The organism is Pseudoalteromonas sp. SR44-5 (assembly GCF_014163675.1).
Taxonomy (GTDB): Bacteria; Pseudomonadota; Gammaproteobacteria; order Enterobacterales; family Alteromonadaceae; genus Pseudoalteromonas; species Pseudoalteromonas rhizosphaerae.
This window is the reverse complement of sequence record NZ_JACJDT010000003.1, coordinates 114,610-131,272: the sequence shown is the minus strand read 5'-3', so window position 1 is coordinate 131,272 and position 16,663 is coordinate 114,610. Positions and strand designations below refer to the sequence as shown.

The 16,663-nt window shown below is 39.1% G+C and carries 14 protein-coding genes and 2 pseudogenes; 4 read left to right on the top strand and 12 right to left on the bottom strand.

Going from position 1 to position 16,663, the window contains the following annotated elements; all coding sequences use genetic code 11:
- The first annotated feature begins 16 nt into the window (after window positions 1–16).
- On the top strand, window positions 17–1,327 hold the full coding sequence (locus H5154_RS02615; RefSeq protein ID WP_182717297.1) for a DKNYY domain-containing protein: 1,311 nt from the start codon (window positions 17–19) through the stop codon (window positions 1,325–1,327).
- Between the two features lie 136 nt (window positions 1,328–1,463).
- Here the strand turns inward: H5154_RS02615 and H5154_RS23555 are convergent.
- Both H5154_RS23555 and H5154_RS23550 read right to left on the bottom strand, forming a co-directional pair.
- Window positions 1,464–1,685: pseudogene (locus tag H5154_RS23555) on the bottom strand (haloacid dehalogenase type II); the annotation flags it as partial.
- Between the two features lie 203 nt (window positions 1,686–1,888).
- Window positions 1,889–2,192, bottom strand: a pseudogene (locus H5154_RS23550) (DDE-type integrase/transposase/recombinase); the annotation flags it as partial.
- Between the two features lie 85 nt (window positions 2,193–2,277).
- On the opposite strand from H5154_RS23550, the gene H5154_RS02600 reads away from it, so the two are divergent.
- Window positions 2,278–2,871, top strand: a complete 594-nt coding sequence (locus tag H5154_RS02600; protein WP_182717295.1) for a hypothetical protein — start codon at window positions 2,278–2,280, stop codon at window positions 2,869–2,871.
- 151 nt (window positions 2,872–3,022) lie between these two features.
- Here H5154_RS02600 and H5154_RS02595 read toward each other — a convergent pair whose 3' ends face one another.
- The 4 genes from H5154_RS02595 to H5154_RS02580 form a co-directional block, all read right to left on the bottom strand.
- Window positions 3,023–5,365: a S9 family peptidase gene (locus H5154_RS02595; RefSeq protein ID WP_182717294.1), complete on the bottom strand. Its 2,343-nt coding sequence runs from the start codon at window positions 5,363–5,365 to the stop codon at window positions 3,023–3,025.
- A gap of 138 nt (window positions 5,366–5,503) precedes the next feature.
- Window positions 5,504–6,301 carry a class III extradiol ring-cleavage dioxygenase gene (locus H5154_RS02590; protein WP_182717293.1) on the bottom strand — a complete coding sequence of 266 codons (798 nt, stop codon included), beginning with the start codon at window positions 6,299–6,301 and terminating at the stop codon, window positions 5,504–5,506.
- Window positions 6,302–6,392: 91 nt separating this feature from the next.
- Window positions 6,393–7,034, bottom strand: coding sequence for a thiopurine S-methyltransferase (gene tmpT, locus H5154_RS02585; protein WP_182717292.1), 642 nt, complete (start codon window positions 7,032–7,034; stop codon window positions 6,393–6,395).
- Window positions 7,034–7,531, bottom strand: coding sequence for a DUF2938 domain-containing protein (locus tag H5154_RS02580; RefSeq protein WP_182717291.1), 498 nt, complete (start codon window positions 7,529–7,531; stop codon window positions 7,034–7,036). The genes tmpT and H5154_RS02580 overlap by 1 nt, the downstream gene beginning before the upstream one ends.
- Before the next feature lie 98 nt (window positions 7,532–7,629).
- Here H5154_RS02580 and H5154_RS02575 point away from each other — a divergent pair, with 98 nt between their 5' ends.
- Window positions 7,630–8,520 (top strand): LysR family transcriptional regulator, encoded by an 891-nt coding sequence (locus tag H5154_RS02575; RefSeq protein WP_182717290.1) that lies wholly within the window; start codon window positions 7,630–7,632, stop codon window positions 8,518–8,520.
- Here the strand turns inward: H5154_RS02575 and H5154_RS02570 are convergent.
- From H5154_RS02570 to rmuC, 4 genes are all read right to left on the bottom strand, one after another.
- A complete protein-coding gene (locus tag H5154_RS02570) occupies window positions 8,517–9,095 on the bottom strand; it encodes a DJ-1/PfpI family protein (protein ID WP_182717289.1) in 579 nt (192 codons plus the stop codon). The two genes, H5154_RS02575 and H5154_RS02570, sit on opposite strands and share 4 nt — an antisense overlap.
- On the bottom strand, window positions 9,092–10,015 hold the full coding sequence (locus H5154_RS02565; RefSeq protein WP_182717288.1) for a hypothetical protein: 924 nt from the start codon (window positions 10,013–10,015) through the stop codon (window positions 9,092–9,094). The genes H5154_RS02570 and H5154_RS02565 overlap by 4 nt, the downstream gene beginning before the upstream one ends.
- A gap of 101 nt (window positions 10,016–10,116) precedes the next feature.
- A complete protein-coding gene (locus H5154_RS02560; RefSeq protein ID WP_182717287.1) occupies window positions 10,117–10,428 on the bottom strand; it encodes a cupin in 312 nt (103 codons plus the stop codon).
- 9 nt (window positions 10,429–10,437) lie between these two features.
- On the bottom strand, window positions 10,438–11,907 hold the full coding sequence (rmuC, locus tag H5154_RS02555) for a DNA recombination protein RmuC (protein WP_182717286.1): 1,470 nt from the start codon (window positions 11,905–11,907) through the stop codon (window positions 10,438–10,440).
- Window positions 11,908–12,121: 214 nt separating this feature from the next.
- Between rmuC and H5154_RS02550 the strand changes: the two genes are divergently transcribed.
- Window positions 12,122–12,670 (top strand): hypothetical protein, encoded by a 549-nt coding sequence (locus H5154_RS02550; protein WP_182717285.1) that lies wholly within the window; start codon window positions 12,122–12,124, stop codon window positions 12,668–12,670.
- On the opposite strand, the gene H5154_RS02545 is transcribed toward H5154_RS02550, so the two are convergent.
- Window positions 12,667–15,258: a serine/threonine-protein kinase gene (locus tag H5154_RS02545; protein WP_182717284.1), complete on the bottom strand. Its 2,592-nt coding sequence runs from the start codon at window positions 15,256–15,258 to the stop codon at window positions 12,667–12,669. The two genes, H5154_RS02550 and H5154_RS02545, sit on opposite strands and share 4 nt — an antisense overlap.
- Window positions 15,242–16,231 (bottom strand): FHA domain-containing protein, encoded by a 990-nt coding sequence (locus tag H5154_RS02540; protein WP_182717283.1) that lies wholly within the window; start codon window positions 16,229–16,231, stop codon window positions 15,242–15,244. Before H5154_RS02540 ends, H5154_RS02545 begins: the two co-directional genes overlap by 17 nt.
- Window positions 16,232–16,663 lie beyond the last annotated feature (432 nt).

The window sequence follows — 16,663 nt, the reverse complement described above, 5'->3', positions numbered from 1 at the left end:
GCTATGGGATAGATAAATGAAAATACTCATATGGATTGGAATTATATTTTTAGTCATCCCACTTGTTGGTGCCTTAATCGCTTTTATTTTTGGCTTATATGTTAATAATCCAAGCACGCATAACGCGACTGCTTATGATAGTAAAATTAGCAATCAATATTACTTGCGAGACGGTAAAGTCGTTTATGTTTTAGATGGCAATTTTTTCCAAATTGGAGGCTCCCCAATAGAAGGAGCTGACCCTGATACGTTCAATGTAATTAGTCAGTCTTACGCTAAAGATAGTAATAGTGTTTATTACAACGGAAGACGAGTTGAGGGTGCTGATCCTAGTTCAATTCAGCTGGTAACATCGGGTATTAATGCGAGTAAAGAAGAATCTGGTTATCTTATTAGTGGTGGCAAAGTTTTTTGTTATGGGCAAATGATAGAAGGTGCAGACGCCGCTTCGTTCTCTTATTTGCTGGGCTCATATGCCATGGATAAAGAATATTTATATTATTACACTGATGTGAAATTTTCACGTAAAGCAATGCCAGAAGCGATAAAAAATGCAAATGAACGTTATATTCGCCATGGTGAACAGGTAATTTATCAAGGAAAAATAATTAGTAACGAAGCCAGTCGTTTTAAAATTATTAATGATGAATATGCAGTAGATGAACAGCATGTTTATTCACATGGTGATGTTGTTGAGGATATGGTGGCCGATGGTTTTACGGTGATTACGCCTTACTACAGAAAAGATAAAAGCCAAGCGTACTACTTTAATACACCCATACCTGAAAGTGATCCATCTACATTTAAAGTATTAAATGATTCTGTTGCCAAAGATAATAAGCATGTTTATTACAACGGTTATATTGTTGACAATAGAACGGTGGCAGAAGTGAGCCGGTCTGATGCTAGCGAGCTTGAGAAATTATGGAAATGGAAGTCTCTTCACTTAAGCCCAACGCGGGTGATTCTGGTTCCTACTGATGATGTTAAAAACATCACAAATAATTTTTATGCTTACAATAACGAAGTGTATGGCAGAAATAATAAGCTGGTCGGTGTTAAACCTGAAGATGTGGTTATTCTTGATGAATATGAAAAAATATTTGTTCGTATAGGGGGTGAGATTTTTTATTATCATATAGCCATTGAAGGTGCGGATCCAAACACTTTCACCGTAATATCCGATCGTTTCTCAAAAGATGCAAACTATGTTTATTGGGAAGAGTATAAGGTAGTCGATGCCGATCCGTTAACCTTTGAATATGAAGAAAATTTATATGCCGACGAAAACGATGCGGGCGAGTACTATTTGAAAATTTCGGAATAAACGCGCAAAGATACAGGGTATTATGATTTACCCTGTATCTCTATTATGTATTCGACTATGGCTTCCTAACAGCATGATAATGCTCTCGTGACAATATCGACTCTTAATTGAGCTTGCCAAGTTTTTGGGGAGCATTGTGCAGCAAAAAAGCATAATTAAGCACATGCTCAGTACAAACCGAAAACGGCAAGTAGTTTTGCATCAAGCCACGTCTAAATAAGTATTCGAGTTGTTTTTCACGCCAGGTATTCGAAAATGCTTGCGCGTTATCGCCAATCATACTTTAAAGTAACGACACAACAACACCATGAGTATTTATAAGCGTACCGTATACATCAAACGCCAGAATGGTTGCCATTTATTACTCCTGTTTAGATCGTTACTAAAACGCGATTTTATCGCTCAGCTTAATCACCATATCAGGTAATAAAGTACAGTAACACTACCGGCGCTTTAAGCACCCACTGTAAACCCCGTTACGATTTGGTTAAAAATACGCGCGGTAAGATAGTGTTTGTTGTGGTCAACTAATTCCAAACCGTGAATTAAGTTTTTCTTCTGCTACACCATGTGATTATGACTATGTGGCCTGCGCCAATTATAATAATTCATCAAGAAGCTAAGATCTTTTTCAGCGTCTTGATAATTACTATAACCCAATGAGGGAACCGATTCTGTTTTTAAACTTCTAAATAGGCGCTCCATCGGCGCATTGTCCCAACAATTCCCTCGGCGGCTCATGCTTTTTTATCCGGTAACGCCATAACCTTTGCTGAAACCTCTTTGCGCCGTATTGGCTTCCTTGATCTGAGTGAAACATCAATTCAGATGGTTTGCCTCGTTGCTCGTAGGTTTTATCTAATGCTATTCTTTCCGTCTAGTTTTTAGATAATAATTAAGACAGATGTAAACTCTAACTCTTTATACTAAGTATTTAAAAGGATCGTTTAGTGATACACAATATTTCAAAATATAGTTTTTTTTGTTTAATTTTATTGCTCATTTCATTGAGTGCTCATGGGCGTAGCCAGTCGACTATGTTTTGCGAAATATCCTCTATCGAGGGCCAAGCAGTCACAATTAATAAGAAAAAGTATGATAATGACCTCAAATATGACTTTCAGCTTATAGATGAACATAAAATAATAACCGTTACAGTGGGAGTTATAAGGCCTGAGCACGACTCTATTTTATTTAAAAACTCAGCGAAAGAAGCATCGAAAATTGAAATTGTGGAAGACTCACACAAAAGATATGAAAAAATGTGGGAAGAGGAGCTTTTTCATACGGTGACTTTATTACATTCTAAAAACCATATTTGGGAGCAACGTGCTGCAAAGCTATCAATTTGGAAAGCTACGTTTAATGAGCATGATAAATTAATAGGCTTTTGGTCAGCAGCAAGTGACGAGGAGATGTTCATTCTTTCATTAAATGCACTAAACGTTTCTAATCAACAGTATTTGCCAACTAATGAAATAGCAAATACTGTTGATGAAATACTTAGCCAGTGCAAAATAAAATCATTAAAAAATGAAATCTAAAAAGTTAAAGGGCTCACAAACACTGCTTCAAATTAACTCTCTACGGGTCAAAAGATTTTAACTTAGCTGTAAACCCCCGTTACGTTTTGATTAAAAAGCCACACACTATTTGTTAGTGTGTGGCTTTTTAGTATTTAAGCTAACTTATTGGTTATTGATTCAATAAGTTTTTTTCAAAAAAATCGGCCATCATGGTGTGATAGTGCAAGGTGGTGCCTTTGCCTTCTCGTAAGCTATGTGAGCGATTTGGATATGAGAAAAACTCAAACTGTTTGTTGTACTTAACAAGCTCGTTAATTAAACGCTCTGAGCCTTGGTAATGAACGTTATCATCCCCTGTACCATGAATAAGCAATAGCTTACCGGTTAGGTTTTTGGCAAAGGTAATTGGCGAGGTGTTGTCGTAACTCTCAGGATCGGTCTTTGGATTACCTGCATAACGCTCTTGGTAGATAGTGTCGTACAAGCGAATGTCTGGCACCGGCGCTGAGGCAATACCGACTTTAAATTTATCACCATGGCGGAACAATAAGTTAAGGGTTGAGCTGCCGCCGCCTGAGTGACCCCATACACCAACACGGTCGGTATCTATTACATCCCAGCGTTTTGCCATGGCATCTAGCGCATCAACTTGGTCTTGTACTGTGATTGAGCCGATTTTTTTATAAATCGATTTACGCCAATCACGGCCTTTTGGTGCTCGCGTGCCACGGTTATCAACCGATGCCACAATAAAGCCTTTTTGCGTTAATAGTGATTTATACAAGTAGCTGTCGCCTTCAAAGCGGTCTTGCACTGTTGAGCCCCACGGTTCGCCATACACGTAAAAAACGATTGGGTATTTTTTACTGTTATCCATGTTTTTAGGGAACATAATGTAGCCATCAAGCTCAGTGCCATCGCTCGCATTCACTTTAAAGAACTCGTGATTTGGTAAGCTTTGCTCTGCGAGTTTTTCTTTCAGCTCTTTATTTTCAACTAAGGTTTTAACATTACTGTGATCGCTTACTTTAATGATCTCTTTAGTTGGCGGCGTGCCAAATTGTGAGTAAGTGTGCATTGCCCATGAGGTATCTTTAGACATGTAATAGCTGTTTGAACCTTGAAATTCAGCAGGCGTTACGCGTACAGGTTTACTACTACCATCCAAAGACGTACTAAATAAATAACGTTGACCTGCATTGTCTGGCGAAGCGGTAAAATACATCACGTTTTTATCTTCGTTTAGCGCCAGCATATCAACAATATCGTAATCACCTGGGGTTAAATCGATAATGGTTTTACCATCGCGAGATACACGATAAAGGTGACGCCAGCCGTCGCGCTCGCTGTGCCAAATAAAGAACTTACCATCTTTTGACCAGTTGGCTTTGTAAAACCACTCGATAAAAGCATCGTCTTTATCTTCTAAAATTTTGGTCAATTGCTGTTTTTGCCAATCGAACAGCCAAACCTTGTTGTGGTTTTGCGGGCGGTTTAAGTCTTGGATCATTAATTCCTTACCGGTGCCTGCCCAGCTAATACGAGGAATATAGCGGTCGCGATTATCGCCTTCAAGTTTGGCCCAGCGGGTTTTCTTATCAGCAAGGCTAACAACCCCCACGCGTACTGCCGAGTTAGTTTCACCGGCTTTTGGGTAAGGAAACTCTTTTAAGGTAGGATAGAGCTCGTCGGTGTTATTGATCATGGTGAAAAACTTAACGCCGCTGGTATCTAGCTGCCAATAGGCGATTGATTTGTTATCTGGGCTCCAACGAAAGCCATCAGCAATGCTGAATTCTTCTTCGTAAACCCAATCAAAGTTACCATTAACGATTTTAGCGCTACCATCGGTTGTAAGCGCTGTTACTTTGTTGCTGCCAACCGCTTGCATATAAATGTTGTTATCGCGCACGTAAGCCACTTTTGAGCTATCTGGTGAGAACTTAGCAAACATTAATTTAGTTGGTTCAACATCTGCGCCACCTAATTGCTGTAATTGATTGGTCTCAAGATTGAGTAACCAAAAATCCCCGCGACTACGAGAGCGCCAAACTTGCTCACTATTGGTAAATACCATCAGCCATTTACCGTCTTTTGACCATTGATAGCTTTCGATTGCAAATGGCTCGTCTGCGCCCTCTGGCAGTAGCTTTTCAAACTCAACTAATACTTTACGGCCCGTGCCATCGGCATTGTAAAATACAATGTCGTTACCTTTTACGCCGTGTTCTTTTTCGTCATCAGCTTTGGCATTCTCAGCGTCGTCTTTTTTATCTTTTTCGCTTTCACGCTCTTCAAGTACTGTATAACCGGTGCCATCATCAAGCCATTTAAAGTAAGTGCTACGCTGTGCCTTGAAATATTTATCTTTATAGATTTGTTCAAGCGACAGTGGATTGCTAATTTGTGTCATTGTTGTAGTAGCCGTGACGTTGTGTGTTACCGAACAGCCTGATAGCGACAGCCCAGCCAGTATCGACAAAACCAGCCCAGAGGTTTTAAGTAATTTCATGTAGTGATCCTAAAAGGGGTTAGCGCGCGTGTATTTATTTACAAGTCGCATTAGCAACACTTTAGCAAAAATTACTTATAAGATCTGAACGTTTGTCGCAATAAGCATAAGGTTAAACCCAAAAGCCTGCAAGCAAAGTTACAGCCACAGGTACATACTGGCTTTTTTGCCTGAAATTTCTAACTCGTATACGTTTTCACACGGGCGTTGTGCCGCGCCATAACATACATGCAGAGGCAGTAAATGCTCTTCTCGAGGGTGACAAAATTGTGCCCCTGGCGCTAGTTTCCAGTTCGTTAAACGTTGCGTGCGCTCAGGCTCTGCAAGCTTAGGACTTGCTAAAGTATCAATTAACCATTGCTCAAAGCTTTGGTTGAGCTTTTGCATAGCCGTTGTTTGTTTAGCAAAAAAAGCCTGCATGTTATGAAAGGTAAAGCCGGAGCCAATGATCAATAAATTTTCATACTCTATTTGCTGCAACACTTGGCCAATTTTGAGGTGCATTGCGGGATCAAGGGTTGGATTTAGCGAAATTTGTACACATGGAATATCTGCCTCAGGAAACATAATTTTTAATGGTACAAACATGCCGTGATCAAAGCCTCGTTGGGTATCAAGGTTGGTAGCAATACCATTGCTTTTTAAAGCCTGCTGCAGTTGTTCAGCAAGCTTTGGCTCACCAGCACAAGGGTAAGCTAACTGATACGCCTGCTCGGGAAAGCCGTAGTAATCATAAATTAATTTAGGTGTTGCTGAGGCTGTGATTGCAATAGGGTTTGCTTCATAGTGAGCGCTGATCATTAAAATAGCACTAGGCTTAGTAATTTTAGCGGCAACTGATTGCAAACAAGTCACCATCTCTTTATGGCTTGGCTCACCAAGCAGCGGTAATGGGCCGCCGCCATGAGATAAAAAGAAAACATTTGTTTGTTGCATACTAACCCCTTAATTAATCAATGTGGTTATTATAATGCACGCACAAATCCAAATTAACTAGCCACAAAAATGCACAGCTAAAGTGCATTTATTAAGGTTTAGATACCATCAACCAAACCGCGATACTGGCAGGGGTCACGCCCTTAATACCTTGGCTTAACTTCTCGCAGCTGAGTATTTTTAGGCTGTACTTCTTTGCATAACTACTCTGTATCTCAGCCGCTGAAACACTATAAGGTGTGCCACAGCGCTTAGATTGATCATACACACAAGTGATCAATAACTGTGGTGCAGCATTACTCAAGGTAATTATGTGCTGAGCATATTGATTACGAATAGCGTATGGCAGCGCCACCAATGCGCCGCGATCATAAATAGCATCAACATGACCTAAATGATCTGCAGTTAAAGCGAATACATCCCCCACCCAAATGCAGATCCCCTGGGCCTGATACGCGCTAAGTAAACCGTGCTTAGTTACTTTTGGCGTGAGCGCTAACTCAATAAATAACTGCCGAACAGCAAGCTCACTGAGTTCAACACCCACAACGTACATGCCTTTATTAAGCAAATAATGAATGTCGACTGTTTTGCCACACAAAGGGATAAACACACGGCTACTAGCAGGTAAATTTAAGTTAGTAAAATAACGATCTAAACTAGGGATTACTTTACCGTCATGAAAACCAATGTCATTGCTTTGCCAGCGCTTTAACCAATATTCAGCCTGCATTACCCCCCCTTCAACTGTAACAGCGCAACCGCAGTTAAATACATGCCAATACCAAATATTGCATGCGATAGTGCACTTTTGAGCCTTGCAGCCATTGGCTTTGCCGTTTTAGCTGCAGCAATGCCAAGCCCAAGCGCAGGCTGCATAATAAAAAACGGGATAACAACGCTAAGCAGCCCAAACAACAGCGCAGGCATTAAGCTTGGCGCTGCAAGCCAGTTATCTGGCATCAGTAATAAAAATAGCAGCGCAAAAATAACCCCGATAAAGTAATGACTAAACCAACCAATTGCGCATTCGTTCGGTTGCACAGCGGCTTTATTAATAGCTAGGTGTTGCCACTTGCCATAGCGCATAAAGCATAGCCAGCGCCCCACCATACAAAAGTTTAAAGAGCTAATACCAAATTTACTAAGTAGCAACGCCCACAGATCAAGTATCGCGGTTGCACCGCTCCCTATAACGATCACTGCTAACCAATCAATCGCTGAAAACATAATGTCACCCTTTGCTGAAAACTAAGTCACTATGATATAGACTTACAAAAACGTTAAATACAAAGCTTTAATCAAACTTAAATTGCAAAAGTGGAATCATGCTAGATGATATAGTGCTGTTTGTGCACATAGTACAACAAGGAGGATTGTCTCAAGCGGGGGAGTATTTATCGCTGCCTGCGGCAACAGTTACGCGGCGTTTACAGCGCCTTGAATCTCGCCTTGGGCAAAAACTGCTGCATCGCTCTGCACGCCAATGCACACTCACACAACAAGGACAGGTGTACTATCAAAGTTATGCCAACTTAGTTGAGCAATTTGAACAAACTCGTTATCAACTTAATCAACAAAAAGAACAACTTAGTGGTAAGCTAAAAGTGCTCGCGCCACTGAATATCTGTCATGGTTTTTTAAAGCCGATGTGGTTGTCGTTTTGCAAGAAATACCCTGATATTCAGTTGGAGCTGATTTTAAGTAATCAACTTGACGATATTATTAAAAACCAAGCTGATTTAGCGCTCAGGATCGGCCCTCAAGCTGATTCGTTATTACAGCAAAAAAAGCTCGCAGAAGCCGACTCTATCTTAGTCGCATCACCTGAGTACCTAACAAATGCAGCAAAACTTGTTGAACCGAACGATTTAAAACATCACCGTTTAATTGGTACAACACTTAGAAATAAATGGCTATTAACGAACACGCAATCATGTGCTACTTACACACACATGTGCCGCTTTAAAAGCATTTATAACGATACTGGCTTTGTAAAATATCAAGTTGCGGATCATCAAGGTATCGGTTTGTTACCGCGCTTTGAAATTATAAATGAGCTACAAACAAAAGAGTTAGTTAGAGTATTGCCACTATGGCAAAGCCTGCCGCGAGAAATTTATGCCATTTGGCCAAGTGGTCGTTTACTTAGTAAAAAAGCGGTTTGTCTTAAAGATTATATGCATAACTTTATCAGTGAACAGTTACCGAACAGTTAAATGTTTTTGTGCCACTGGTACTGCATTTGTTTTGCCGTAAGCTCTGCAAGCTCAGAGCTCCCCAGCTCAGTAACTAATTGCAAGCTCATATCAATACCCGCAGAAATACCGCCAGAAGTAGTTAATTTACCTTGTGACACCCAACGCTTATTTGCGATCACATTTAGAGCTGGGAACATGGCAGCAAGATCGCTCTGATCTTCCCAATGAGTTGTCACCGTTAAACCATCAAGTAAACCCGCTTTGGCCAGTAAAAAAGCGCCTGTGCACACCGAGGCAACTTTGCTAGCAGCACCAGCGGTTTCTCGTATCCAGTTTATTACGGCTGGTTTTTCAAGCTCATGGGTATGCACACCACCTACAACAATCAGCAAATCAATAGCAGGGTGATCAGCAAAACTGTAATGGGGGTTTACACTAAAACCTGCACGGGCAATTACCGGCCCGGCATGCTCTGCCACAAAAAATACCTGCCAGTTATTATTTGCCAAACGTTTTGCAGTACTAAACACTTCAAATGGGCCAGAAAAATCAAGCACTTCTGCATCATCGTAAATGTAGATACCAATGTTCATAAACTATTTACCTTAACGTCATTTGCATCAAACATTAACTTTAACCACCTTAAGTCTTTTGCATCTAAGTTTGCTTGTTTATGTAATGAGGGATCATCATAGACATCTTTATAAACATGGCAGATCGCAACTTCTGTTAACTCACGCCATTTATCGTCATTAAACTCTGATAGCGAGCCATCAGCTAAATTAAAAGAACTGATAGGATCGTGCTCAGCTTCAGTCGTTCTAAGAGTTAACTCTAACTCTTGTAAAATAGGGTTGATCAACTGTAGCGTATTTGCGGCCTCAAACTCTGCAATTATATTGTTTTGAGCTACTTTGATTTCTTTTTCAAGTTGATATTGAGACAGTTTATTAGCAGAGGCACGCACACCGTATTTATTCAGTAGGCCAGTGATGCTTGGCAGCATAGCTTTGGCCGCAATACTTGCTCCTAACAATGGATTTGCAATAGCCGCTAAGCCGCCCACCAAAAGCATTCCGTAGGTGAGTTTTTTATCTAAGGCATCAATATCATTAGCAAGCGACTGTAATGAATTAGTTTGCCCCAAAGCTTGATCACGCATAATTGCATCAGCGCTATTTAGCATGTAATGGCGAAGTCCGGCCTCAGCATGCTCATTAGGAAAATGAAAAATACGCCGCTTAGGTAAGTTATTAATCTCAGGTACGCCGTTTGGTAAATAACGCATGGTGTGTAAAGCGAATTGATGTTCAGATAGTGCAAAAGGAATTACAAAATAATGCTTTTCATCAAATGACGTGGGGGTTTGCGTACCAAATCGTTCAAATGACATAAAAATAGGCAGACCATCAATCATTTCTTTTGCAAATACATAGCCTTTATTGAATTCATCAAACATTTTATTAGATGTCGATTTTAGCTTAACAATTCCTTTATTTATAAAATCTTTCATAATTATTTGTTGATCCAATTCGATTCTAGCTGGCTAGCTGCCGTAAAGGTTATACAAGCTGGTCTAAAAAGCCCAGCAATTAAATATCAAACTTTAGCAGCTTAAACACTACCTTGCGTTTCAATCACTAAAATACGCGCTTCACCCATAGGGTGGGCTACGTGCTCAGTGCCTATTGAGGCATAAAAAATGTCACCACTTTGCAGTACAGTTGAGTGCGTCTCGCTATCTTGTTTGTAAAACATTTCAACGACTCCATCAAGCACCACAAAGACTTCTTCGCCATCATTAATATGCCATTTATAGGGTTTATCAGTCCAATGTAAACGGGTAGTGATGCCATTCATATTGGCAATATTTTTAGCTCCCCATGCCTTTGCTGCGGTGAATTCTTTACCACGTATGATCTGCATACAATTTCCTTATTCGTCTAGCTCTAATTGCGCCCGCTCTAACGTTTCGGCGGGTAGTTCTTTTTGTACTGATACACCAAGCTCTTTAAATTCTGAGGCTTGTTTTATTAGGTTGCCTTTACCGCGATATAACTGCGAAAACGCTTTATCGTAGCTTTCTTTGGCTTTATCTAACTGTTTACCAACACCTTCCATGCTGGTTAAAAAGCCGTTGAGCTTGCTATAAAAACGCTCCGCGCGATTAGACAACTCTTTTGAATATTTAGTCTGCTCTTCAAAACGCCATAACTGTTTCACAATATTTAAGCTGGTTAAGAGGGTAGTGGGGGTGGCAACCAGAATGTTCTTTTCTATCGCTTGTTGATAAATATCACTTTGATACTTAAGAGCTTCAACAAAAGCTGATTCTATCGGCACAAACATCACCACCACTTCAGGAGAGTTAAGCCCTGGTAAGCGATCATATGATTTACTCGCCAGCTCATTAATACGCGCTTTTACAGCCTCAACATGCTCTCTAATTGCTTGTTGAGACTCCAGTTCATTATCTGCATTTACGTAGCGAGTGTAAGCGTTTAGCGAAGTTTTAGCGTCAATCACTAAATGCCGACCTTGAGGCAAATACACCACCACGTCAGGGCGCAGGCGGCCTTCTTCGGTATTAAACGATACCTCGCGTTTATAATCAGTACCAGCGCGCAGTCCTGCGCTGTCTAACACGTTTTCAAGCATGAGTTCGCCCCAATTACCTTGGGTTTTCTTTTGCCCTTGTAATGCGTTACTGAGCCTGTCTGCTTGCTCAGTGATTGCTTGGCTTTTCGCTTGTAGATGTAATAACTCTATTTTCAGAGCTTCACGTTGTTTTAGATCTTCAACATGAATTGATTCCAATTTATCCCTGAAGCCTTTTAACTCACCTTGGACAGGTTTTAACAGCTGCTCAATACTTTCTTGATTAAGGACTTTAAATTTTTGCGATTTTTCTTCGAGTATTTGATTAGCAAGGTTTTCAAATTCTTTTTTAAGTTGCTCTTTGCTTTCTTTAATATGTTGTAACTGTTGCTCAAAATGGCTTTGCTTTTGCTCAAGCATAGTGCGCATATTATTGAGCTCAACATCACGGGCATTGTATTCGCTTCGAAGTGTTGTTAAATCAGCTTCAGCCTTGCGCCAATAATGGTTGTATTGCTGGCTTTGCTTTTCTTGCTCAGTGAAGCGGGTTTTATAGTGCTGAGTTTCGTCGCGTTGTTCTTGGTGGCTTTGTTTAAGTAAATCGTGTTCATCTATCAAGGCAGTATATTGCTGCTGTTTTTCATTGGACTGTGTTTGCAATAAAGCTAGTTGTTGCTGCTGCTCACTTAGCTCTGCTGTTAGTCGCTTACCACGACTTGCATAAATAACACTAAAAAGCACCGCGCCAACACTAAAACCAATCCCAACACTTACCCAATCAATGTTTGTAAGTAACTGTATATACATAAATAAACTTTAATTAACCAAAAGACACTTCATGATAGCCAATCTAAAAATACCACGATAGGTTTTTTTACTTTTTTATGACTCTAAAAATCATTACAGAGCATTACAAAAGACCCATCTTAATTAGTTATATAAACAATTTTATTCTACACTCAGAACAATAATAAAAACCAACAAGTGGTTTTACTTATACAACAATACAAGGACTGAAAAAATGAACGATATCAAAACCCCAAATATTGAAGTGCAATGTAAAGCAGATAACTACTTTTCCGTTAAAACGTTGACTGTTTTACCTCATACACAAGAAAATTGGTTAACATTTTTTAATAACGAAACAAATCCGACTGAGTCGCTGAGTGTTTTGTTTAATAATGCAGGAAAAAACGATCTCATAAGCACTGAAAAAAGACAATACGTAGAACTTATTATCAGCCTAGATCCGTCAGTGGCTGCCGATTGGGAATTTTATGGGAATGGTGTTGAATATTGTGGTGCAGATAGCAATTGCCAATATAATATATCTACCGAGATCACTGATGACGACACTTTAGTTTTAAGAATTGCTCAAGTAGAGCCGACCTATGAATTTAACGGTGTAGATAAAGACAATCTTGAAAAAGTTGTTGAAGTAACCGAAGGCAAAGAAACTGAGTATTTACCTATTTCGTTTAGGTATACAGCTAAACATGTGCCTTCTGGCAAAATTTATATGTCACAAGATCCTAAAATTGTTGTTCGTAGGCCTGGTGCTACATACTAATATAAAGCACTAGCACAACGAAAAGAAGAGTCATATTGTTGCATTAACGCAATAAACTCTTCTTTTTGGCACCAAGGTTTAAACCAGGGTAAATTAAACCACATCGGGTGATAGCCTATCATTAATGACTTTTCTATATACATTAACGCTGACTGATATTCACCAATCACACTATATACAAGCGCTGCAGTGAACACATATTCATTATGATCTGACGCAATACTTATTGCTTTATTGAGTGCTTGCAAGGCAAGTTTAGCTTCGCCGAGTTGGCTGTATGCTTGTGCGACTTCTAAATAACTATCAAGGGTGTGTTGATCTTGCGCCAGCTCAACTACCTTTAAATAATTAGCTGGATATGACTCACTAAGTCCTAAAACCTTTTCAATATCAGCTAGGTTAAGGCGAAAGCTGATATGCTCTGGGTTTATATCAACCGCCTGTTGGGCAACTATTAATGCTTGCGAAAACTCTCCTTGTAACGAATAAGCAATACTTAAGTTACTTAAATCTATGCTATCAGGTTTAATCTCAATTGCCTGTTTATATTGCTTTATAGCAATGGCTAAATCACCTTCTGTTAGGGCTATATCTGCCAGTAATTGATTTGCCATATAGTTTTGAGAACTTAAGCTTATAACTTCATTAAGCAGCTGCTTTGCCTCTTCAATTTGACCTTGCCACCATAATACTTGCGCTAAATTTTGCTTTATTATTGGATTTGCTCGTATTTTTAATGCAAGTTCAAACGCCTGCTGTGCTTCAGGCAACTGATCTTGTTGTAAATATAATAAACCTTTAAGTTCATAAAGAGCGGTAGAACTTGCTCCAACTTGTTCAGCTTTAGCTAAATACTGCTTCGCAGTTAACCAATCTTGCCTAGCAACCGCGATTAGCATTGCATTTGTAGCAAATGCAGGGGTGTTTTGATACGCAGTTGGTGAGTTAAAAAGTAATTTACTGGCAATATTTAAATACTCTGCTTGCTGTGATTGCTGATATAAACTCAGGGCGACTTCACGTAATAACTCATAGTTGGCATATAACTGCGGGGTTTGTTCTATAGCCTCTTTAATACGCATAAATAATTGATCAGTGTAATCACCAACTTGCTGCACTTTTTGATAAAGCTCAATATGTTCTATTTGTTCTTTGTCACTAAGCTGCGCCATTGCAATATATTTACTATCAAAATCAGGGAAAAGCGCTGTTAATTGCTGACTGCTTAAATGGTACATCTGATTATAACTATCAATTACAATGGGCCATTGCTTACGCGCTTTTACCGTCCAATTTGGCGCCTCGAGCCGAACTAACGTTAAATAGCATTGCGGTTGCATGCAATTAAGCTCAGCGGTCACCACTTCTTGTGCACCCGTTGCTTGCTTTAATTTATGTAACTTATCTGTAAAAGTAAGTTTAGCATTGCCGCTTTGTAAAATGAGCGCAACCTCATCCTGCGAAATAAGATTTAACTGCTTACTATTAATAATACTTTGCCTAATAGCATCATCAATTGTGGCTTTGAGCATATTTGTATCTGCGGATAACAGTGCGGCTGATTTTACCACCGGAGGTAAAAATGCAACATAGTGCTCTGCTGGTTTATGCACTTGCAGCTTATACATTAAGCCTGTTGCAACCACGGCAATACAAAGCAAAGTCCCTAAAAAAACAGCCTTTTTAGGCGATTTTTTTTGTAATGCGAGTTGCTCTAGTGGAACTGTGTCTTGCGCCAAAATTTCTTGCTGTTTAATAGCTATAATAACGGCTTGTAACTTACGCTCTACACTTTGAGCATCAACAGGGCGGCGGTCTTTTTTTCGTTGTAATAATTGATTTAGTAAATCACATAATTCATTAGGTAACTTGGGAATGATCTCATGTGCATTACACGCTTTACCGTTGGCAATATTATTAGCAATCGTTTGCGCAGATCCTTCACCAAATGGATGACGGCCACTAATAAACATATAGGCCAGCATACCAAAAGAAAATAAATCACTGCGAAAATCTAACGGCTGTTTATTAAGCTGCTCAGGCGACATCGCACTAGCACTGCCACAACTGGATTCATCACGTTGCTCACTAAGCGGCTTATTTTGTAATGTTGCAATACCAAAATCAGTGATTTTTAATTCATTTTTATCAATTAAAATATTGCTAGGCTTTAAATCACAATGCATAACATCTTGACTATGGGCATGGGTTAGACCAGCACACAGTTGTGCTAATAAATTAAGCTTTTCGGAGAGTGTGGTGACGTGCTGATGTTGAAACTGCTGTAATGTTTTGCCTTTTAAGTACTCCATTACAATACAAATTTGCTGCTCATATAAAATTACATCATGTATTTGTACAATATTAGGGTGATTTAAACGAGCAAGCAGCTGCGCTTCAACCAAGGGGTCGCTATGTTCTATTGAGTGCTCAGTAGGCTTTAATAATTTAATCGCAACATAGCGCTTTAAACGTGTATCCTCTGCAAGATACACACTTCCCATACCTCCTTGGTTAAGTAGTTTAATTAATTTATAGTTAGTGATGACTTTATTAAATTTTAATACTGTTTCATGCTCTAACGACATCCGAGGTACTCTCTAATTCACACCCTTTATAAATCATAAAGGATGCGCCAGCAAACCGTACTTTTCGCAATTGTCTTTCGATGATATTTTCAGCATCATGAACATTTACTAAAACTTCTGAAAACTGCTTGCGAGCACGATGTATCTGTATATTTAAATAGCGCATGTCGACACCTAAATCTTTCACTAATTGCTCCGTATTTACCCAACCTTGGTTAGCTGGTAATACTCCTTTTTTAGCATCTAAAGCTCTATAGCGCGCTAAATTTAAGGTTAAGTAGTGATGGCAGCGAACATGCAAATCAAAATCTTTATTATTATTGTGATGTTGAACTTTTAATTCTGATGTTTCTTCATCCAAACTTAGGTTAAAAATAAAGTCTAAATCACTAATATACAATTGTGGTACGGAGCTCATCTGGGTTGCAACTTCCAGATGACTAGAAAGAAACATCCATTGTTCACCACCTAAGGTAATAATACTATGATCTTCTAAGACTTCTCGTATCGTAAACTCATCATCGTGTAATGATTCTAACAACCATTGGCCGCTACTTTGCTCAAAAACAACCACGCTATCAGGTTGCTGCTCAGGCAATAGGTGGTAATGATTAAGCTTAATTGTCTCGGCTGTTTGACTTTGCTCGTCATCTAATTTGATTAATTGGTCTGTAGGAGCACTGAGATCTTTAACCACATAAGTAACCTCTGAATTACCGGCAAAATAAATTTTATCGCCAATACTTAGTTCTTCAGAGTCATCCTTCACCAAACGCTTATGATTTAACCAAGTACCATTCAGGCTTAAGTCACGGATATACCACTTACCATTCAACCACTCAATAATAGTGTGTATTTTCGACACACTCAGATCGTTGACAAGTGTATCTACAGAATATTGAAAGCGCCCAAAACTATGATGCGCATATAAAAAACAATATTCGCTTGTATGTTTATTAATTAAATAAGCCATTATCACTACCTTTTATCGAATGATGAGGTATGTGTCTAACTATTGATATTACAATCAATTCTCCATAATAGACACAACCAAACCAAAATAAAACAAAAAATTAACATTCAATGTATTCATGGATTAATCCGTAAACAATTGCGGCCAGATAACAGTATTTTAGAAACAAAAAGGCAAAATAAACATTACGTACTATTACAGCAATTGTTTATTAAAGGGATAAGTAAAAAGAATGAAATATAAAAAAAGCCAGCTCAAGGTGAGCTGGCCTAATATTACTAAAATAAGTAACTAAAACTAGGGAATCAACATGATGCCTGCGTTGACTGCAATTCAACAACAAGCATAATAGTAGACGCCCCCAAGGTACTTTAGTTCAAAATAAATTTAAAATTGATAAAATAATACTGCATGCGCCAAATAGCAGACATA